The organism is Enterobacter cloacae complex sp. BZL2005 (genome assembly GCF_049238885.1).
In the GTDB taxonomy this organism is placed as follows: Bacteria; Pseudomonadota; Gammaproteobacteria; order Enterobacterales; family Enterobacteriaceae; genus Enterobacter; species Enterobacter roggenkampii.
In genome coordinates this window covers 175,031-194,820 of the sequence record NZ_JBMKGI010000003.1, presented here as the reverse complement: position 1 = coordinate 194,820, position 19,790 = coordinate 175,031, and the positions used below count along the sequence as shown (strand labels likewise).

The following is a 19,790-nucleotide window of genomic DNA, read 5'->3' as shown; positions in this document are numbered from 1 at the left end:
GGGGGAGGTTATGACATTACGAAAAGCCACGCCACAGGAAGCCGAAACACTCTGGAATATACGCAATCAGGCGATTCGTCACGGCTGTAAAACCAGTTACGACGCTGAGGTCATTGCGCGCTGGACGCCCGATCTGATGCCCGAACGCTATCGGCAAATGGTCATTGAATACCCTTTTTACGTGGTTGAAGATGAAAAGGGCGATGTTGCGGCAACCGGCTACCTCGATCTGGATACCCATTGCCTGGAGGCGATTTTCACCTTGCCCGCAGCCTCCGGCAAAGGCATGGCGACCCGGATTATCGAGGCCCTCAAACATGAGGCCCGTTGCCGGGGGATAACCCGCCTGACGCTTGATGCAACGCCTAACGCCCAGTCGTTTTATCAGAAGCTGGGGTTTGTGACGCTGCGCGAAAACTATCATCACTCGCGTATGGCGGGGGCTGATTTACGCTGTTTTGAAATGGCGATTACTCTGTAATGTGAGGAAAACATGGCTGTTACGGTACGACCTCTATGCAAAGACGACTATTCCCAATGGCGACCGCTGTGGGACGGCTATACCCATTTTTATGATTGCTACCTCGAGGAATCCGTCACCGCAGCGACGTGGGAAAGGGCGCTCTCAGCGCATTCATCGATGTTCTGCCGGGTCGTGGAGAAGGACGAAAAGATCATCGGTTTCGCAATGCGTGTTCTGCACGAAGGCACCTGGTCAACCGCGCCCATCTGCTACCTGGAAGATCTGTTTGTTGATGCTGCCGAACGCGGGGCGGGGGCCGGTAAGGCGCTCATTGACGCTCTGATTGAGGAAGGCAAGCGCGAAGGGTGGTCGAAACTGTACTGGGTCACCCGGGAGAACAACCCGGCGCGTAAACTTTATGACAAATATGGTGAAGCTGACGACTACGTCCGCTACCGTCTCTCCCTCTAAGACTTCAAGGCCTGTGTTTGTATCACACTGTATCAGCGTCCCGGATACATACACAGGCTTGCAATAAACCCGCTTTCGCACATATCCGCTATACATTGAGGTGTTGTGATATCCCCGTGAATTGTACTCAACCGGAGATACCAACATGTTCAGCAAACTTGCTTACTCAACCCTCGCACTGACCGTTTCGCTTGGCACCGTGATGTCCTGTCAGGCGGAAGCCACCGGCACGAATTTCGCGGCCGCCTTTGATCATCCCCAGCAAATTAACGCTGGCGATCTGAACGTCGGTTATGTCGACATTGGCCCGAAAGACGGTCAGCCGGTTATTTTATTGCACGGCTGGCCCTACGATATTCACAGCTACGCCGAGGTTGCACCGGCTCTGGCGGCAAAAGGTTACCGGGTCATTGTGCCGTCTCTGCGCGGCTACGGTACCACGCGCTTCCTGTCAGCAAACACACCGCGCAACGGCCAGCCCTCGGCGATGGCGAAAGATATCGTTAATCTGATGGATGCCCTGAATATCAGGCATGCGGTATTTGCAGGCTATGACTGGGGCGCCCGGACGGCGGATATCGTCGCTGCGCTGTGGCCAGAGCGCGTAAAATCACTGGTGTCGGTGAGCGGGTATCTCATTAGCAGCCAGCAGATTGGCAAACAGCCGCTGCCGCCAAAAGCAGAGCAGCAGTGGTGGTATCAATTCTATTTTGCGACAGAGCGCGGTGCGGAAGGCTATGCCAAAAACACGCATGACTTTGCGCGCTTAATCTGGTCGCAGGCCTCGCCTGACTGGAAATTCAGCGACGCGGTCTTTAACGCCAGCGCCAAATCCCTCGATAACCCGGACCACGTCGCGGTGACGCTCAGTAACTATCGTTGGCGTTTAGGGCTGGAAAAAGGCGAGCGCAAATACGACCGCTACGAGCAAAAACTGGCCACGCTACCGAATATCACCGTACCAACGATCACCATCGAAGGCGGCAACAACGGCGCGCCGCATCCGGCACCGCAGGCCTATGCAGCTAAATTTACCGGCAAATATGAGCACCGCACCTTCGGCGCAACCGTGGGGCACAATCCGCCTCAGGAAGATCCGCAGGATTTCGTTAAGGCGGTTATCGACGCGGACAAGCTGTGAAATGTGCTATTTTCAGTACGTTACCCTTCGGTCTGGAGAGTTCGGTGGAACATATTGACCACATCCTTGTCGTCGATGACGACAGGGATATTCGTGAACTGATTGTCGACTATCTCGTTAAGTCCGGTTATCGCGCCTCCGGCGCGGCGAACGGCAAAGAGATGCGTGCCGTGCTGGATAAACAGCATATCGACCTGGTGGTGCTGGATATCATGATGCCCGGTGACGACGGCCTTACGCTGTGTCGAGAGCTGCGCGTCGGGAAGTATAAAGATTTGCCCATTCTGATGCTGACCGCGCGTAACGAGGAGACGGACAGGATCCTGGGGCTGGAGATGGGGGCGGATGATTACGTCGTGAAGCCGTTTGTCGCGCGTGAACTGCTGGCGCGCATTAAAGCGATTTTACGGCGTTTTCGCGCGATGCCGCCCAATTTACAGGTAACGGAAGCAGGGCGGCTGGTGATGTTCGGTGAATGGCAGCTCGATACCGTCGCTCGCCACTTAATCGACCCGGAAGGGGTGATCGTCGCGCTCAGCGGAGCGGAGTATCGTCTGCTGCGCGTTTTCCTTGACCATCCGCAGCGCGTGCTGACCCGAGACCAGCTGCTCAACCTGACGCAGGGGCGAGACGCCGAGCTGTTTGAACGCTCAATCGACCTGCTGGTTAGCCGGGTTCGCCAGCGTCTCAATGAAGATGCCCGCACGCCCGCCTATATCAAAACCGTGCGCAGCGAAGGCTACGTCTTTACGATGCCGGTGACCATCAAAGAGGTTAACGAATGACGATCTGGCCGCGCTCGCTGCTGGCCCGTTTGCTGCTCGTCGTGCTGGCCGGTCTGCTGCTGGCTAACGCCCTGAGCCTGACGCTGGTCATGGTTGAACGCATGCACAGCGCCCGCACGGTGATGCTCGGTAATCTGGAAAACGATGTCGCAACCAGCGTCGCCATTTTAGACCGCTTACCGGCCAGCGAACGCGCCGCCTGGCTGCCGCGGCTTGAACGAGGTAACTATCGTTATATCCTGGGCACAGGGGAACCCGGCGCAGCGCCGACGGATAAGCGTTCGCAGGACGCCATCAGAACCTTAAAAGCGACGCTGGCCGCGCATTACCCGCTTAGCTTTACCGCCGTTCCTGGCGCCATTTCACATATTCAAGCCCACCTTACGTTACGTGATGGCGCACCGCTGACCATTGACCTGATCCCACGCATGCCGCCCGTCGCCAGCTGGCTACCGGTCGTCCTCATCCTGCAGCTGCTCGTACTGGCCGTCTGCGCCTGGATCGCCGTGCGGCAGGTGGTACGGCCTTTTTCACACTTTACCCGCGCGGTGGATGCGCTGGATCCGGCGGCCAGCACGCTTATGACGGAAAAAGGGCCGCTTGAGGTGCAGCGGGCAGCGCATGCCTTCAACGCCATGCAGGCGCGCATTCAGTCTTATCTCCGGGAACGCGCGCAGATCCTGGCCTCGATTTCTCACGATCTCCAGACGCCCATTACCCGCATGAAGCTGCGCGTCGAAATGGCCGGAGAGCCTGAACTTCGCGACAAGCTCCTGAACGACCTTGATAACATGTCTCGTCTGGTGCGGGAGGGCATTGCGTATGCCCGGTCATCGGAATCACTGGAGGAGACGTCTCTGAAGCTGGAGCTGAACGCCTGGATCAACAGCATCGCCTGCGATTATCAGGACATCGGTAAAAACGTGCACTTTCAGGCAAGCGATACCCGCTTGCCCATCGTCACGCGGCCGCAGGCGCTTCGCCGGGTGATGACCAACCTGCTGGATAACGCCCTCAAATTCGGCGAGCGTGCTGCGATTGCGATAGACGTTTCGTCGGACAGCGAGGTCATTATTCACATTATGGACGACGGACCGGGAATACCCGAAGCCGAGCTGGAGGCGGTTCTGCAGCCGTTTTATCGGGTTGAAACCTCGCGTAACCGCGATACCGGCGGGACAGGACTCGGCCTGGCGATTGCCGCGCAGCTGACCGCACAGCTGGAAGGAAAACTCAGGCTGGCGAACCGCGCCGGGGGCGGACTGGATGTCGCCATTACGCTACCGCGTCGTTCGTAGAATTGTACGGCTTTGTATCTCCCGGCCTGGGCGATACAGAGCCAGACAAAACCCACGCGTTTACACATACCCTGAACACATCCGCACGATGAAATAGCCTCACTGCAGTGTCGCAGGACATGTCATGTGAGGTCACTATGTTTCTGGTAATCGCTTTTCTGGGCGGGATGATAAGCCTGCTCAGCCCATGTACGCTCCCGGTTATTCCACTCCTGTTCGCCGGTTTCCAGGGGCAGCGTCGGCATATTCTGGCCCTGCTTGCGGGGATGATCGTGATGTTCACTCTGGTGGCAATGGTCGTCACCGTCGCCAGCGAGTGGATAACAGAGGCAACCATTGTCGGGCGCTGGATCGCGCTCGTCATTCTGGCCACCGCCGCGCTGGCCTTGATTTTCCCGTCTTTCGCCCAGCGTATTGCGGGACCGGCCGTCAGCGCGGGACATGTTCTCAACAGCCGTAGCGGGCAAACGCGCGGAATGGCATCGGCTTTTCTGGCCGGGCTAGCGGTTGGGCTGCTCTGGTCTCCCTGCGCCGGGCCTATTCTGGGCGCGATTTTCAGCATTAATATTGCGGGGCATTCGGCCATCGCCACAGGCGCACTGCTTGCCGCCTATGGCAGCGGATGCGCGCTGATGCTGGGTCTACTCGTGTTCGGCGGACGCTCGCTGATGGCACCACTGAGAGCAAAATCGGCGCTAATGGCGAAGTTGCGTCAGGGTGCGGGGGTGGCGATGTTAGCCGCAGTCGTCCTGAACGCGACGGGGATGACTTCGCTACTGAAAGGGGCAAACGGCGTCGCGGACCGTCTTGAGACGGCGCTCTTGAATCTAACGAAACCTGCCACCGCGCCGGTGAAGCTCCAGCCGGTAGTCATGACAGAGCCCAGCAGCCAGCTGCCTTCGCTAAGCGGTGGAACAGGGTGGATAAACGGTGACCCTGTCACGCCTGAATCGTTACGGGGAAAGGTTGTACTGATTGATTTCTGGACGTGGGACTGCATTAATTGCCAGCATACGCTCCCCCATGTGCGGGAGTGGGCCACAAAGTACCAGCCGCAGGGTCTGGTGGTGATTGGCGTTCACACCCCGGAATATCCCTGGGAGAAACCGCTGTCGTCGGTTAAAAATGCGGTGAATAAATGGCAACTGCCGTATCGGGTGGTGACGGATAACAACTATCAAATCTGGAATGCGTTCGGCAATCAGTACTGGCCAGCACATTACTATTTTGATGCCAAAGGGCAGCTGCGCTATACCGCCTTTGGCGAAGGTGACTATGAGCAACAGGAAAAGGTTATCCAGCAGCTGCTCAAAGAAGCCCGCTCATAATCGGATCAGGGCTGGCGTTGAGCCACGATAAACAACCTTGGAAAAGCCAGCAGTATCTGCCCGTTTTCCTGGAGCGGATACTGCTCTTCCAGCAGTTCATGGTAGCGTTTCAGGAACCGTTTCTGCTCGCTCTCGTTCAGTTCCTGAAGCCAGGGGCGCAGGCCGGTGGCGCTTACCCAGTCAATAATCGCCTGATGAGAGCTCATTTTGTGATAATAGGTTGTCCGCCAGATATCCACGTCACAGCCAGCTTCCGACAGAATATCGTAATAAGCGTGTACGCCCGGCAGCGGTTCGCGGCCACGGTCTGGATAGTCTTGCTCCAGCGCCACTTCACGCATCGCCACATGGGTGGGTTCCAGCCAGTTATCAGGCATCTGGACCGCCAGCACGCCATTTAGCTTAAGCAGGGAAACAAGATGCGGCAGGAGATCGTAATGGTCCGGAATCCATTGCAGCGACGCGTTGGCATAAATCAGGCTCAGCGGCTGGCCGGGCGTGTACTGACGAATATCGGCCTCTACAAAATGGCAATCGGGTAAGGCGGCGCGTGCTTCCTCGAGCATGGCAGGGGAGTTATCGACCCCGGTGATGTGAGCAGAAGGCCAGCGATGCTTCAACAGCGCGGTGCTGTTTCCCGGTCCGCAGCCCAAATCCGCAATGGTAGCGGCCTCATCCAGAGGAACTCTGGCGAGCAGTTCTGCGGCCGGACGCGTTCTTTCTGCGCCAAATTGCAGGTAAAGAGAAGGGTTCCAGTCGGCCATTATCAATTCTCCGTTTTGCATGTTTCTGCAAGAATAGCACAGGCAGATGCCTGCAAAGCGGTATTGGCGAGGGTGTTTGGCCAGAAGAAGCCAGCAGAGTCAGAAAATGAGGAGAGGTGCAAAAAATAATAAAACGGAAATATTACCCCTTAAAAGATTAAGGGGCAATACATTTATTGAATTATTTTATGATTATTGTTTTTTAATATTTTATCGGCAAAGTGCTTCTTATGCTCTGTACCCGAAACTTTAAATATTAGATAATCATCGATGGGTATATCCCTGGTGTTTCGTAGGTCTTTGACCTCCTGGCCGCTTAGTTTTGCGAGAACTTCGTGGTCAGGTACTTTTTAAGTATAGGGAATATGCGGCACAATGAAAGCTGTCCTAAAAGACAGGTGATAATAGTTTCAGGTGTTATTATCAGGAACAAGAGCATGAATTCTGTCATTGAATTTTTTTTACACGACTACGATGATTTACCCCCAGCATTAGCGCGCGAACTTTACCGACTCCGGAGAAAAACGTTTCGGGACCGACTCGACTGGAAAGTGGAATGCGTCGAAGGTATGGAGAAGGATCAATTTGATTCCCATAACACGACATATTTACTGGGTATGTATGATGGACAACTGTTATGCGGCGCACGATTTATTAACGCAACGCAGCCCACGATGATAAGCGAAATTTTTCATAATTATTTCGACAACCCCATTATTTTTCCCGCAGATGTTCCTTGTTGTGAAGTGAGCCGTTTATTTTTAGATAAAGAAATACGAGATTCCGCAAGTCTGCATGGCGTGCCCGCCAGTAAAGCATTGTTTCTTGCAATGAATATTTATTGCATGAAGAACAAATATCATGGAATGTATGCTGTAGCCAGTCGTGGAATGTATGCCATATTTCGCCATGCGAACTGGAAAGTTGAAGTTATTCAGCGTGGTGTTTCTGAAAAAGGCGAGATTATTTACTATATTTATATGCCCGCCAGCACCAGCATTATTGAAGACATTATTAGCAAAGACAAATCCAGTCACTGGCTTCGCGAAATGCTCGAGCACTTACGCCATTTATAACCAGTGGCTGAGGCTCAGTCCTCCAGTAACCGGAGTTCCGTTCCAAGTTTTATTGCGTGCCTTGCATTATTCACGCCGAGCTTTTTCATGATGTTGCCCATATGGAATTTAACGGTGCGCTCAGCAATAGACAATATAACAGAAATTTCTGCGTACGTTTTTCCGGCGCTGACCCATTTAAGGATTTGGCGCTCACGTGGCGACAGGAAAACATTCTTTTTCTGCTGATGCTGACTATACAGATTGAGTGTCTTCTGGTGTAACTGAACTAGGAAACGTAGAAAATGCGGCCGATATTTTTCAATGTCAATCCCAGAATGCTTAGGACTGATGACGGATAAGACAACAAGATTATTCAAATAGTCATGCAGAGGAAACGTCTGTCCCTGATAAATATCATACTGGACACTTTCGTCGAAAATACGCGTCAGGTTATAACCATCTGACAGGACAACATCACTTTCCCAGAAAAAATCTTCCACACAGCGTAAAGCCCGAATGATAACAGGGTCAATGAACTGATATTTTTTTTCAAGGTAGATAGTAAACCACTCTGGACTGTTATTGATTATCCTCATCTGTGAGGGATCTTTCTTGTTCATAATGGCGTAGGCGAAGACGATCCCTTTGAAGTCCTCAAAAAACGCGTCCAGCTCACTCTGAATTTGCGTATTGATCGTTAAGTCGTTGTAATATGTATCCTTCACGTGAGTTGCTGCCTCCTGTACGAGTGGAGGAGCAAGTATAATATGCTTCGTTATCTGTAGCGAGTCGCATTTTAATCCAGTCAACAGATAAGACAGGCTGCCTCAACTGGCAGCCTCGTGAACATTTGGGATTTTTGAATGGTAAATGCAGATGACTTAGGGAATTGTTGATGTTTTTATCGAATTTCGAAATCGTTCACTAAATATAGTAGGCTGCAAAATTTAGGAGGTTTTACCCTTTTCCCTCAGGTTCATACAAATTGAAATCAGGATTTAAACCAGTGGGTTACAGAATGCCTTTCAGGGCAATATGATAAAGCAACATGATGGTTTTACCGTCGACAATCTTGCCGGTTTCAATGCGGCGTAATGCCTCTTCAAGCGTCATTTCCAGCACGTCGATATCTTCTCCCTCAGCCTTGATCCCGCCGCCGACGCCGGTTCTGTCTTTCGGCTGATACTCGGCAAGATAAAAATAGAGTTTTTCCGTGACAGAGCCCGGGCTCATATAGGCTTCAAAGATTTTCTCTACGCGCGTAACGTGGAATCCGGTCTCTTCTTCCGCTTCTGCTTTGATGCGGCTTTCAGGAGCCATGTTGTCCAGCAATCCCGCCGCCGCTTCAATTAAATCGTCCTCATGGCCGTTAATAAAAACAGGGAAGCGGAACTGGCGCGTCAGGATGACCGTCTTTTTCTCACGGTTGTAGAGAAGAATCGTCGCGCCGTTACCACGGTCATAGACTTCCCGCTGTTGCCGCTGCCATTCGCCATCACGGCGCTGCAGGTCGAAGGTGTATTTTTTTAGGATGTACCAGTTATCTGACAGGGTTTCACTGTTAATGATGCGCACATCTGCACGTTTTGATTGCACGATTGTTCCTCCTTACGTAGAGTAATACTCATAAACAGCAACATCATGCACTTTCAAGGTAAAACATGCAACATCAGGAAAACAGGATGCTCACTCGTCAGCGAAAACAATTGATCCTTGAAAAGCTGGGTGCCGAAGGTCAGGTCCAGTCAAAAGCGCTGAGCATTCTTTTCGACGTCTCTGAAGACACTATCCGGCGCGATCTCCGCGAGCTGGCGGCAGAAGGGCGTTTGCAGCGTGTTCACGGCGGCGCACTACCGTCATCTTCCGCAATTGCTCCGTTTGCCGAACGACAATCCGTGAAGATGGATGCAAAAAAAAGGGTGGCCCGCAAAGGGGCACAGCTGATTTCATCAGGCCAGGTAGTGATTATCGACGGTGGCACGACAACCTCGGAGCTGATTACCTTTTTCCCGCCTGACTTGCGCATCACCGTGGTGACGCACAGCCCGAGTATTGCTCTGGGGCTTGTTGATCATCCTGCCATTGAGGTGATTTTGATCGGCGGACGGTTGTATAAACACTCGATTGTTGCGGTCGGCGCGGCGGCCATCGAAGGCATAGAGAATATTCATGCAGATCTGTTCTTTCTGGGCGTGACCGGTATTCATCCGGATGCGGGGCTGACAACCGGCGATTTCGAAGAGGCATGCATCAAACGTGCATTTTCCGGCAGAGCCGCGGAAACGGTCGTTCTGGCGTCTCCGGAAAAGATCAACACCGCGTCGTCGTTTGTGATTGGCGATGTATCTTCAGTGAATACCATCATCGTTGAAGACGGTACAGATAAGGAGTGGATCCGCGCGGTATCGGAAAAGGGGGTATCCGTCGTGCTGACCTCAGATCGTGACAGCCTCTGACAGCCAGCGACTGGCTGTCAGGATTTAGCTTCTAAAATGTTCTCAAGCGAAATATTTGGGCTACCGACTTTGCGGCGCATGGCATACGGCTTCGATGTTATGACCATCAGGCGAGATGACAAAAGCGGCATAGTAATTTTCACCATAGGAACGTAGCCCCGGCTCACCGTTATCACGTCCGCCAGCGCCCAGCGCGGCATGGTAAAAATCATCTACCTGCTGACGGGTCTTGGCCACAAACGCCAGATGCAGAGGCGCTGGTTTGTCATTTGTCTGGAAAAGGCAAAGCGAAACGTCGCCAGAGCTCATCTCAACACCATAATCCGGCGCGCCTTCATCGACGAGTTCAACACCAAGCGGACGAAGCGCCTCGAGGAAGAAGGTTTTACTTTTTTCATAATCGCTGACGCCAAATTTCACATGATCAAACATTATCGACTCCTTGAAAGCGATAGAGAAATGAAGAGTATAGAAGGTGACAGGAGTCGAATATGAGCACAGGTGCGTCTATGTGACAGATATCTCGTTACATAGCAGACCGTTTCCGTCCAACAAATGTCCAGCGCAGGTAATCGTAAACCCAGTTAAACAGCATCGTGTACGGCAGGAAAAACAGTACCAAACCAATCTCAACAAAAAATGCCTCCGTCATCGTTAAATGCAGCATCACCATGGCCACAGGAATTAACGTGATGATAAGTCCGGCTTCGAAACAGGCCGCATGGAGCGCGCGGACGAGGAACGTTCTTTCAAACTGGTATTTTTTCTGAAGAGCGTCAAAGAATTTGTTAAACACAAAATTCCAGGCCGTGGCGGTAAGCGCGGATATCACGGACAGCGAGCCAGACTGGAGTACCGACACGTTCATCAGCCAGGCAAGCGACAGCGCGATGATAATGTTGGCCGTGACTTCAAAAATAACCGCGTGGAAAATCCTTTCTCTAAAGCTTTTATCTAATTCAATTTCCATAGGTTTACGGCAGCAGTGGGCAAAGGCTGAAGTATATCAAACGTCTTTCAACCATGTGTAAACGTAGACGTTGGGTCGTGCGGGGCCTCGACACAAATCATGCCTGAAAAGGTGGCTTCACATGCTTAATGGACCAGGTCAATCATGACCGCAGAAATGCAGATTTTGCCTCCACTTACGTTAGTGCGCATAATGTATATTATGTTAAATGGCATCTGATAGCTAATCACGAGCTGATACATCAATCTGTTATTAATTCTGACCACCCTCTCGCTTCTCGTCTTTCACTGTCGATAACGACGATTTGTGAAAAAAACTCAAAACACCATTCGATGGCGCATGCTGGTTCCCTTCATGTCAGTGCAATACCCTGTCACATACAGAATTGCTGGCAATAAAAGAAGGAACACCGAATGAAGTATGTGAATCTGGGTCGTAGCGGTTTGAAAGTCTCCCGTCTTTGTCTCGGTTGTATGAGCTATGGTGACCCCGAACGTTTGCCTCAACCCTGGTCCCTGGATGAAAAGGCGTCACGTCCGCTCATTCGACAGGCGCTTGAAGCGGGCATTAATTTTTTTGATACCGCGAATATCTACTCGGGCGGAAGTTCTGAAGAGATCACTGGAAAAGCGCTGAGAGAAATGGCCAGACGCGATGAGATCGTTGTGGCGACAAAGACCTTCTTTCCGTGGCGCAACTCACCCAATACCGGGTTTCTTTCCCGCAAGGCCATTTTTCAGTCTATTGACGATAGCCTGATGCGCTTAGGTAGGATTATGTGGATCTCTTTCAGATTCACCGCTTTGACCACTCCACGCCTGTTGAAGAGACCATGGAGGCTCTGCATGACCTCGTTAAATCAGGAAAAGTACGTTACATCGGCGCATCATCTATGGAAGCCTGGCGCTTTGCAAAAATGCAGCATACTGCAGAGCGTAACGGCTGGACTCGATTTATCACGATGCAACCGCAATACAACCTGCTTTACCGGGAAGAAGAGCGCGAGATGCTGCCCCTGTGTGAAGACCAGGGCGTTGGAGTGATCCCCTGGAGTCCGATGGCGCGCGGCAGGCTTACGCGCGACTGGAGTGTCACGTCCCGACGAACGCAAAACGATGCCTTTGCATTAAAAATGTACGAGAACGCAGCCCTTCTGGATAAGCCCGTTATTGATGTTGTTGCCAGCATTGCTGAAAAGCACCATGTGCCAAGAGCCCATGTTGCACTTGCCTGGTTGCTATCAAAAACGGTCATCACAGCCCCGATCATTGGCGCGACCAAACCAGAACATCTTTCCACGGCTATCAGCGCACTAGACTTTTCACTTAGCGATGCTGAAATCACGGAACTCGAGGCACTCTATCTGCCGCACCCCGTCGACGGGATCATTCCCCCGCTTCCTGATACGCCCCCTTCACTCACGCCGCCTTCAGCAATACAGAACCGTTAACACCCTTCCCTGGCCCGGCGTTGCCGGGTCTCATTATTTTCAAGAATAACGAAGCACACCGTTTTCAGTGAGAGGCGATAAGTGGATGGACTTGTGAAAAAAATTCAGCAACGGATTAGCGCTAATCGGTCTATGGTGTATATCATTTCCGTATCAACGCAGTCGGGCGTTAAGGCACAAGGAAAAGGATTCTGTATGCAAATAAGCAGAGCTGAAGTTGCCGATCTCATTTATTTCATGGCTATTGCACGTCATCGCAGTTTCAGCCGTGCTGCCATTGAATTAGGTGTCAGTGCATCAGCGCTTAGTCATGCCCTGAAGGGACTGGAAACCCGGCTCGGGGTTCGCCTGCTTAATCGCACGACCAAGAGCGTCACCCCTACGGCAGCAGGTGAAGAACTGGTTCAGTCTGTCCTTCAGCCTTTCGACATAATAGAAGGCGCACTTGAATCGCTTAACAAGTATCGTAATACCCCTGGCGGACGTATCCGCATCAATGCTGCCGTTGAAGCGGCCAATCTTTTGCTTGCGCCAGTTATGCCCGCGTTTATGGATCGCTATCCCGATATTGAAATCGATATTGTGGCCAGCAACCGTATGGTTGACGTCACTGATGCGGGCTTCGATGCCGGTATCCGCTATGGTGGCACCGTCCCGGAAGACATGGTTGCCCGGCGTTTATCTGCCGATATTCGCTGGGTTATCGCCGCATCCCCAGACTACCTGGAACGTTACGGAACGCCTGAACATCCGGATGATTTATTACACCATCGTTGTATAAGCAATCGTCTCGGCGACGATCGGATTTATCGCTGGGAACTTGAGCGAGACGGCGAAACGTACCAAATCACTGTGCCAGGCTCAGTGACGGTCAACCAGGCTGAAACGGGCCTTGTGGCCGTATTAGGCGGAGCTGGTCTGATGTATTTTCCGGAGCCTCTTGTTGAACCCTATGTGAAGGATGGTCGGCTCCGCCTGGTGCTCACGGAATGGTCCCCGCTGGAGGAAGGTTTTCATATCTATTATTCAAGCCGCCGGCAACTGCCGACCGGGCTTCGCCTTCTGATTGAGTTCATACAGGAGGCCAGGCCGCTGGGGTTGTGAAATAGCGCTTCCATGCGGGACGATACGGGAACAGTTGTAGGAATCATTTGATCACCGAGTTAACGCTGCTATTATCAAAGTATTAATCTTCGAATCATAAATTTTTTCAATATATTACCCTGCTAATTAATAGTCCTCACGGAATGAAGGAGCTTCCTCGATGAACTTACCCGGTCAGCAGTCGCCTGACAGCACCCTTCCCTCTTATGATCTCTCGCGAAGCCTTGGCCTACAGGCCGGTGCAGATATCGATTTTAAAAAGCTGGCCGCACAGCTCGACTGCACGCGTAATTTTTACAATGTCGGCATCATTTTTGATGATGGCAAGCAACGCTGGCTGGTTCGCCCGTCTCGACGCATTGCTGATGTGAATCAGAGCACCGTCAGCCATGTAGTCATCAGTAAAATTCCGGATGCTAAGGAAATCAGTGCAGAAAAAGCTGTGGTTGCGACGCTAACTACTCCGTCACTTGCTACGGAAATTACCTCGACCGGTTTTGCCTGTGGCGCGATGATTGTTACGCTTGTCATGGCGTTTGGTGCCGGTGCGGCAGTACCGTTTACCGCTGGCGGGTCTGGTGTGATTGCGGCGATTAGTCTGTCCGGTACACTGGCTACGGGAGCGCAATGCATGATTGGCGCGGGCCGTCTGCTGGCTATCCATAACGACCATGGTTCCGATGTTGCATGGCTTGACAGCCAGGACTGGTACGTTGCCACCACGACAGTTCTGGATGTCATTTCGCTTGCTGCGGCAGGAACCGCGCTAAGAGGTACTTTAGAAACGTACAAGCTGATGAAAGCGGCGTCTTCAAGTAAAGTTACCGCCTGGTTCCAGAGCCTGAGCCGTGCCGAACGTAAGCGCATCACGGAAGAGATCATTAAAGCGCAGAATCCAGGTATCTCCAGTGCCGGGGTAAAGGCCGCGATCCGCGCAGGTGTTTATCCGAAACGTTTCCCAAGCGAATCGTTACAAAAATCACTGCAGCGCGAACTGATGAGTGCGGTCAACAACGCATCGGCCTTTGTGGGGAGCTCACTCACTGGGACTATCCGCAATCCACAAAATACCGTCCAGTCAGGACGCTATGTAGTAGGTGTGCTGCAATCATTTTTACCTAACTGAACGCTGAGTATTTAAATGTTTAAAGTTTTAACCCGTCGCCTGCAACACTGTAACGAGGTGGCTACCAGCATAAGCAATACCTCCCCGACACAGCTGCAACAGCTAAAGACTCAGTTGGCTGAAGAAATGGGCAAACCTGTGGGTCTACACACCATGGGTATTCCGGCGGCAATCAGTACTCTCGGGGTAATTGTCAGCTTCGCGATTCCTCAGCTGTGGTTGGGCTATGATGTACTCGCCGCACTCGGCCAGCCAGCCGAACGCGTATTCGTGTGGGTTGTGCTGATCGCCCTCCTGTTCGCAAGCATCAACGGCGTGACGATGTTTATGATTGGCAAAGGCAGCATGCGCGCCGTGCGGTTACATCTTACGCTGGCGGTGATGAGTCTGGTATTAACGGCAGCCTATTTGCTGGCCGCGCTGAGCGGTAGCGCTGCTCCGGGCGTCAGTCTGACCGCTGCGATGGTGAGTACTGTCATGCTGGGGCTTAGTGGCAGCTGCATCTTCTCTACCGCTTTCTATAAGATGCTGCTATTTACTCTGCATAACAGAGCCTGGCGCAAACTGATCAGCAAGGCGCGCTAAGCATTCATCCCGTAAAAACCCGCCGCTACCGGCGGGTTTTTTTAAGGCTTTTTATGCCTGCGCAACCAAATTAACTTATACGCCGCAGGAATAATAAACAGCGATAGCAGCGGTGCCGTAATCATCCCGCCGATCATGGGCGCCGCTATCCGGCTCATGACTTCTGAGCCTGCCCCGGTCCCCCAGAGAATGGGCAGCAGACCGGCAATAATCACCGCGACGGTCATCGCCTTTGGCCGCACGCGCAGCACGGCGCCCTGATAAAGGGCGTCATCAAGCCCCTGTTCAGTGAACGTTTCGCGCTGGGACAGCGCCGGATGTGCTTCAACGGCATGACGCAAATACATCAGCATGACCACTCCAAACTCTGCTGCCACCCCGGCCAGGGCGATAAACCCGGTGCCGGTTGCCACGGACATATGGAAGCCCTGCCAGTACAGGAACCATATCCCGCCGACCAGCGCGAACGGCAGGCTCATCAGGATCAGCAACGCTTCGTCCACGCGACGGAACGCCAGATAGAGCAGAATGAAAATGATCATCAGCGTCATCGGCACCATCAGCTTCAGTTTCTTGTTGGCGTGCTCAAGCAGTTCAAACTGCCCGGAGAATGACACGCTGGTACCCGGCCTGAGCTTCACGTTCTGGCCGATGGCCGTCTTAATGTCGTTCACCACCGACACCATATCCCTGCCGCGGGCATCGATATAAATCCAGCTCGCAGGCCGGGCATTCTCCGTTTTCAGCATCGTGGGGCCTGAAACAACGTTGATATCCGCCACATCACCCAGCGTAATCTGCTGTTTCATTGGCGTCAGGATCGGCATCTGCTTCAACGCGCTCGGGCTATTCCGGTAGTCCTGAGGATAACGAATATTAATCGGATAGCGGGCCACGCCTTCCACCGTTTCACCCACCGTCGCACCGCCGATGGCCGAGGAGACGAACAGCTGCACGTCGCCCACCGTCATTCCATAGCGGGAGGCTTTCTCCCGGTTGATATCGACATCGATGTAGCGCCCGCCTTCCAGACGTTCTGCCAGGGCAGACACCACGCCCGGCACCGTTTTGGCTACCGCTTCGATGCTCTGCGCCGTGGCGTCGATATCAGCCAGAACGGTACCAGACACCTTGATGCCAATCGGGCTTTTAATCCCGGTCGACAGCATATCAATGCGGTTGCGAATGGGCGGAACCCAGAGATTCGCCAGACCGGGCAAACGAACGGTCTTATCAAGCTCCTCAACGATCTTGTCAATCGTCATCCCGGGTCGCCACCGATCCTCAGGCTTAAGCTGAATTGTGGTTTCCACCATTTCGAGCGGCGCGGAATCCGTTGCCGTTTCGGCTTTGCCGGTCTTGCCGAAGACAGAGGCCACTTCAGGGACGGTTTTTATTAACTTGTCCGTGGTCTGTAAGAGCGCGGCCGCTTCTGCCGGAGAGACGCCGGGCAACGTCGACGGCATATACAGCAGATCGCCCTCATTAATCTTCGGCAGGAACTCACCGCCTACCTGGCTCAGGGGCCAGATCACCGTGAAGATGGATAAGGCCGCAACCAGCAGGGTTGTTTTGGGCCAGTTGAGCACCCGAATCAGCAGCGGATGATAGGCGTTAATCAGCAGCCTGTTCAGCGGGTTACGACTCTCGGCGGGGATTTTACCCCGGATCCAGAATCCCATCAGAATGGGGATCACGATGATGGCCAGCGCGGCCGCTCCTGCCATGGCGTACGTTTTGGTGAAGGCCAGCGGACCAAACAGCCGCCCTTCCTGCCCCTCAAGGGTAAAGATGGGAATGAAGGATAAAGTGATGATCAGCAAGCTGATAAACAGAGCCGGTCCAACCTCTACAGAGGCGTTGGTAATCACCTTCCAGCGGGTGACGTTATCAATCTGCTCTCCCGGGTGCTGGTGATCCCACTCTTCCAGCCGCTTATGCGCGTTCTCAATCATCACGATGGCGGCATCCACCATCGCGCCGACGGCGATGGCAATGCCTCCCAGCGACATAATATTGGCGTTCAGCCCCTGGAAATGCATGACGATAAAGGCAATACACAGGCCAAGCGGCAGAGAGATAATCGCCACCAGCGCCGAGCGAATGTGCCAGAGGAACAGCGCGCAGACGATGGCCACCACGATAAACTCTTCGAGAAGTTTGCTGCTCAGGTTATCAATGGCCCGGTCGATGAGCTGGCTGCGATCGTAGGTGGTCACAATCTCAACGCCCTCCGGCAGGCTGGCCTTCAGCGTCTCCAGCTTGTCTTTTACCGCCGTAATGACCTCGCGCGCGTTTTTACCCGAACGCAGGATCACCACGCCGCCCGCCACTTCACCCTGCCCGTTCAGCTCGGCAATACCACGGCGCATTTCCGGCCCCGTTTGTACGCGGGCAACATCACGCAGGTAAATCGGCACACCGTTCTCACCGGATTTCAGGACGATGTGATTGAAATCATCGATGGTCTGCAGATAGCCGCTGGCCCGCACCATATATTCCGCTTCCGCGATTTCTACGGACGATCCCCCCGCTTCCTGATTAGACGATTCAAGGGCCTGCTTAACTTCCGGCAGGCTGACGCCGAACTGCGCCAGCTTTAACGGGTCAACCTGAATCTGATACTGCTTCACCACGCCGCCAACGGAGGCCACCTCGGCCACGTTCGGGATTGTTTTCAGCTCAAATTTCAGGAACCAGTCCTGCAATGATCGCAGCTCGGCGAGATCGTGTTTTCCGCTACGGTCCACCAGCGCATATTCAAATATCCAGCCTACGCCCGTGGCGTCCGGGCCGATTTCGGAACTCACCCCGGCGGGGAGTTTGCCCTGAACCTGATTCAGGTACTCCAGCACGCGCGAGCGGGCCCAGTACAGATCGGTCCCGTCTTCAAAAATAACGTACACATACGAATCACCAAACTGTGAAAAACCGCGCACGGTCTTCGCGCCAGGAACAGACAGCATGGTGGTGGTGAGTGGATAGGTCACCTGGTTTTCAACAATCTGCGGGGCCTGGCCGGGATAGCTTGTTTTGATAATCACCTGAACGTCAGACAGATCGGGCAAGGCATCGACCGGGGTGTTGATGATGGTCCATGTCCCCCAGACGCTGAGAAACAGCGCACCCATCATCACCAGGAAACGGTTGGCAACCGAACGCCGGATAATCCATTCAATCATCATCGTCTCCTTAATGGCCTGAATGCGCGTCGTCAGCGGCTTCAGCGTGGCGCATGCGCTCCAGCGCGCCGGTAATATTGGCCTCCGAGTCAATCAGAAACAGACCGCTGACCACCACCGACTCCCCCTCTTCCAGTCCGGTACCAATGCCGGACTGCTGCTGTGATTCATGCAGAACGTGGATCCTTTTCGGTACAAACTTCCCGTTCGCATCAACGGTAATAACGCGCTGTTCTTTCCCGGTATCGATAACGGCCTGAGACGGAATGAGCAACATTTCCTGACTTTGGGTATTCAGCTTCAGGTAGGCATTCATGCCCGGTTTCAGCAGTTCATCCTTGTTGGAGACCTGCAGGCGCACCTGCAGCGTACGGGTGGTTTGATCCACGCTCGGCAGGAGACGCCATTTTTCAACCGGGAAGGATTTATCCGGATAAGCCGGTACCGAAACAGTAAACTGCGAGGTATCTTTCAGCAGATAAGCAATGGATTCAGGAACCGCCGCGCCGATCCAGACCGGATCCATCCCCTGAATCTGCGCCACCACCTTCTCTTTGGAAATATTCATTCCGGTGCGCAGGTCAAAGGCCGTGATCACCCCGTCAATGGGCGCCTTGATGGTAAACCGGGTCTGGATAGTGCGGGTCGCACGCAGCCGCTGAATGTCGTCATCCGGCATACCCGCCAGGCGCAGACGCTCCAGAACGCCTTTTATCTGCGTGGGCGTTCCACCGGTGCCGGAGAGCAGGAGGAACTCGCTCTGCGCTTCGACCCAGTCCGGAATGGTAATATCAATCAGCGGGGTGCCTTTCATCACCTTATCGCCGACCGTCAGCGGGTAGACTTTCTCAACGAACCCTTCCGCACGCGCCTGCACAATGACAAACTGATAGTCGTTATAGCTGACGTTGGCCGGGATCGTCTGGGCATAATTCAGCGTTCCGCGCGTCACTTTTTGCGTTTTTAATCCTAAATTCTGGACCTGCGTCGGATCGATACGTATTCCGGTGCTGCTTTTATCGTCATTTTCGTCCGTATATTTCGGGACCAGATCCATATCCATAAACGGTGATTTACCGGGCTTGTCGAATTTCACGTCAGGCTTCATCGGGTCATACCAGAAAAGGACCTTTCTTTCAGAGACGCTATTTTCTGTTTTTTCAGATGAATGAAGAGCCTGCCAGGCCGTCACCGATATCAGCCCTCCCGCAATAAGGCTGCCGACTATCACAGCAGCATATTTTATTTTTAATGAGGCCATGCCGTATCTCGCTATTTAATGCTCTTGAGTAAAGAGAGATTGCCCTGCTGAACAAACGAGAAATTCACGTGGCTGCCGACTTTTAAGGCAGTAATACTCGCGTCGGCCTGCATAAAAGTAAAACGCATGGTCATCGCGGGCCAGCCAATTTCCGGGATGGCTTCGTGAGAAATCGTCACTTTTTTATTCGTGAGATCAATATCCTTCACAATGCCGGTCCCGGTGATAACCTGCTTGGCGGCGCTCATCTCCGCGTGCTGATGAACCTCAGCCTGAAGACCGGCAGAAAACATAATGATTGCACCAAATACGACGGCGTTAAGTGAATTGCGCATGTTTAATATCCTT

Annotated in this window: 19 protein-coding genes and 1 pseudogene; 12 read left to right on the top strand and 8 right to left on the bottom strand. The window is 53.1% G+C overall.

Annotation, left to right across the window (positions count from 1 at the left end):
- Positions 1 to 10: 10 nt before the first annotated feature.
- The 6 genes from ACOTXI_RS08235 (at position 11) to ACOTXI_RS08210 (ending at position 5,486) form a co-directional block, all read left to right on the top strand.
- Positions 11 to 481, top strand: coding sequence for a GNAT family N-acetyltransferase (locus ACOTXI_RS08235; RefSeq protein ID WP_058654429.1), 471 nt, complete (start codon positions 11 to 13; stop codon positions 479 to 481).
- A 12-nt stretch (positions 482 to 493) separates the two neighbouring features.
- On the top strand, positions 494 to 934 hold the full coding sequence (locus ACOTXI_RS08230; RefSeq protein ID WP_058654430.1) for a GNAT family N-acetyltransferase: 441 nt from the start codon (positions 494 to 496) through the stop codon (positions 932 to 934).
- A gap of 145 nt (positions 935 to 1,079) precedes the next feature.
- Entirely contained in the window at positions 1,080 to 2,075 is a 996-nt protein-coding gene (locus ACOTXI_RS08225) for an alpha/beta fold hydrolase (protein ID WP_023292416.1), read from the top strand.
- A 44-nt stretch (positions 2,076 to 2,119) separates the two neighbouring features.
- Positions 2,120 to 2,860 carry a response regulator gene (locus ACOTXI_RS08220; RefSeq protein WP_045335759.1) on the top strand — a complete coding sequence of 247 codons (741 nt, stop codon included), beginning with the start codon at positions 2,120 to 2,122 and terminating at the stop codon, positions 2,858 to 2,860.
- The gene (locus ACOTXI_RS08215; RefSeq protein ID WP_039266404.1) at positions 2,857 to 4,158 is read left to right on the top strand and encodes an ATP-binding protein; all 1,302 of its coding nucleotides are present in this window, start codon (positions 2,857 to 2,859) and stop codon (positions 4,156 to 4,158) included. Before ACOTXI_RS08220 ends, ACOTXI_RS08215 begins: the two co-directional genes overlap by 4 nt.
- 137 nt (positions 4,159 to 4,295) lie before the next feature.
- Positions 4,296 to 5,486, top strand: a complete 1,191-nt coding sequence (locus ACOTXI_RS08210; RefSeq protein ID WP_058654431.1) for a cytochrome c biogenesis protein/redoxin — start codon at positions 4,296 to 4,298, stop codon at positions 5,484 to 5,486.
- Between the two features lie 5 nt (positions 5,487 to 5,491).
- On the opposite strand, the gene tam is transcribed toward ACOTXI_RS08210, so the two are convergent.
- Entirely contained in the window at positions 5,492 to 6,250 is a 759-nt protein-coding gene (gene tam / locus ACOTXI_RS08205; RefSeq protein ID WP_008503216.1) for a trans-aconitate 2-methyltransferase, read from the bottom strand.
- Between the two features lie 437 nt (positions 6,251 to 6,687).
- On the opposite strand from tam, the gene ACOTXI_RS08200 reads away from it, so the two are divergent.
- Positions 6,688 to 7,326: an acyl-homoserine-lactone synthase gene (locus ACOTXI_RS08200; protein WP_058654433.1), complete on the top strand. Its 639-nt coding sequence runs from the start codon at positions 6,688 to 6,690 to the stop codon at positions 7,324 to 7,326.
- A 14-nt stretch (positions 7,327 to 7,340) separates the two neighbouring features.
- On the opposite strand, the gene ACOTXI_RS08195 is transcribed toward ACOTXI_RS08200, so the two are convergent.
- Positions 7,341 to 8,033 (bottom strand): helix-turn-helix transcriptional regulator, encoded by a 693-nt coding sequence (locus ACOTXI_RS08195; RefSeq protein WP_008503218.1) that lies wholly within the window; start codon positions 8,031 to 8,033, stop codon positions 7,341 to 7,343.
- Between the two features lie 286 nt (positions 8,034 to 8,319).
- Entirely contained in the window at positions 8,320 to 8,904 is a 585-nt protein-coding gene (locus tag ACOTXI_RS08190; protein ID WP_058654434.1) for an NUDIX domain-containing protein, read from the bottom strand.
- Between the two features lie 86 nt (positions 8,905 to 8,990).
- Here ACOTXI_RS08190 and ACOTXI_RS08185 point away from each other — a divergent pair, with 86 nt between their 5' ends.
- On the top strand, positions 8,991 to 9,764 hold the full coding sequence (locus ACOTXI_RS08185) for a DeoR/GlpR family DNA-binding transcription regulator (RefSeq protein WP_058654435.1): 774 nt from the start codon (positions 8,991 to 8,993) through the stop codon (positions 9,762 to 9,764).
- Positions 9,765 to 9,824: 60 nt separating this feature from the next.
- On the opposite strand, the gene ACOTXI_RS08180 is transcribed toward ACOTXI_RS08185, so the two are convergent.
- Both ACOTXI_RS08180 and ACOTXI_RS08175 read right to left on the bottom strand, forming a co-directional pair.
- Entirely contained in the window at positions 9,825 to 10,196 is a 372-nt protein-coding gene (locus ACOTXI_RS08180) for a VOC family protein (RefSeq protein WP_058654436.1), read from the bottom strand.
- Between the two features lie 94 nt (positions 10,197 to 10,290).
- Positions 10,291 to 10,734, bottom strand: a complete 444-nt coding sequence (locus ACOTXI_RS08175) for a PACE efflux transporter (protein ID WP_008503221.1) — start codon at positions 10,732 to 10,734, stop codon at positions 10,291 to 10,293.
- A 413-nt stretch (positions 10,735 to 11,147) separates the two neighbouring features.
- Between ACOTXI_RS08175 and ACOTXI_RS08170 the strand changes: the two are divergent.
- The 4 genes and pseudogenes from ACOTXI_RS08170 to ACOTXI_RS08155 all read left to right on the top strand — a co-directional run bounded on the left by ACOTXI_RS08170 (position 11,148) and on the right by ACOTXI_RS08155 (position 14,999).
- Positions 11,148 to 12,184: pseudogene (locus tag ACOTXI_RS08170) on the top strand (aldo/keto reductase).
- 195 nt (positions 12,185 to 12,379) lie between these two features.
- Positions 12,380 to 13,288 (top strand): LysR family transcriptional regulator, encoded by a 909-nt coding sequence (locus ACOTXI_RS08165; RefSeq protein ID WP_058654437.1) that lies wholly within the window; start codon positions 12,380 to 12,382, stop codon positions 13,286 to 13,288.
- A gap of 160 nt (positions 13,289 to 13,448) precedes the next feature.
- Positions 13,449 to 14,414, top strand: coding sequence for a hypothetical protein (locus ACOTXI_RS08160; protein ID WP_008503224.1), 966 nt, complete (start codon positions 13,449 to 13,451; stop codon positions 14,412 to 14,414).
- A 15-nt stretch (positions 14,415 to 14,429) separates the two neighbouring features.
- Positions 14,430 to 14,999 carry a hypothetical protein gene (locus ACOTXI_RS08155; RefSeq protein ID WP_008503225.1) on the top strand — a complete coding sequence of 190 codons (570 nt, stop codon included), beginning with the start codon at positions 14,430 to 14,432 and terminating at the stop codon, positions 14,997 to 14,999.
- A 41-nt stretch (positions 15,000 to 15,040) separates the two neighbouring features.
- On the opposite strand, the gene silA is transcribed toward ACOTXI_RS08155, so the two are convergent.
- From silA to cusF, 3 genes are read right to left on the bottom strand one after another with little or no spacing between them, the layout of a single operon-like run.
- Positions 15,041 to 18,181, bottom strand: a complete 3,141-nt coding sequence (gene silA, locus ACOTXI_RS08150) for a Cu(+)/Ag(+) efflux RND transporter permease subunit SilA (RefSeq protein ID WP_058654438.1) — start codon at positions 18,179 to 18,181, stop codon at positions 15,041 to 15,043.
- A gap of 10 nt (positions 18,182 to 18,191) precedes the next feature.
- Positions 18,192 to 19,442, bottom strand: coding sequence for an efflux RND transporter periplasmic adaptor subunit (locus ACOTXI_RS08145; protein ID WP_058654439.1), 1,251 nt, complete (start codon positions 19,440 to 19,442; stop codon positions 18,192 to 18,194).
- Positions 19,443 to 19,453: 11 nt separating this feature from the next.
- The gene (cusF, locus tag ACOTXI_RS08140) at positions 19,454 to 19,777 is read right to left on the bottom strand and encodes a cation efflux system protein CusF (RefSeq protein ID WP_058654440.1); all 324 of its coding nucleotides are present in this window, start codon (positions 19,775 to 19,777) and stop codon (positions 19,454 to 19,456) included.
- Positions 19,778 to 19,790: the final 13 nt, after the last annotated feature.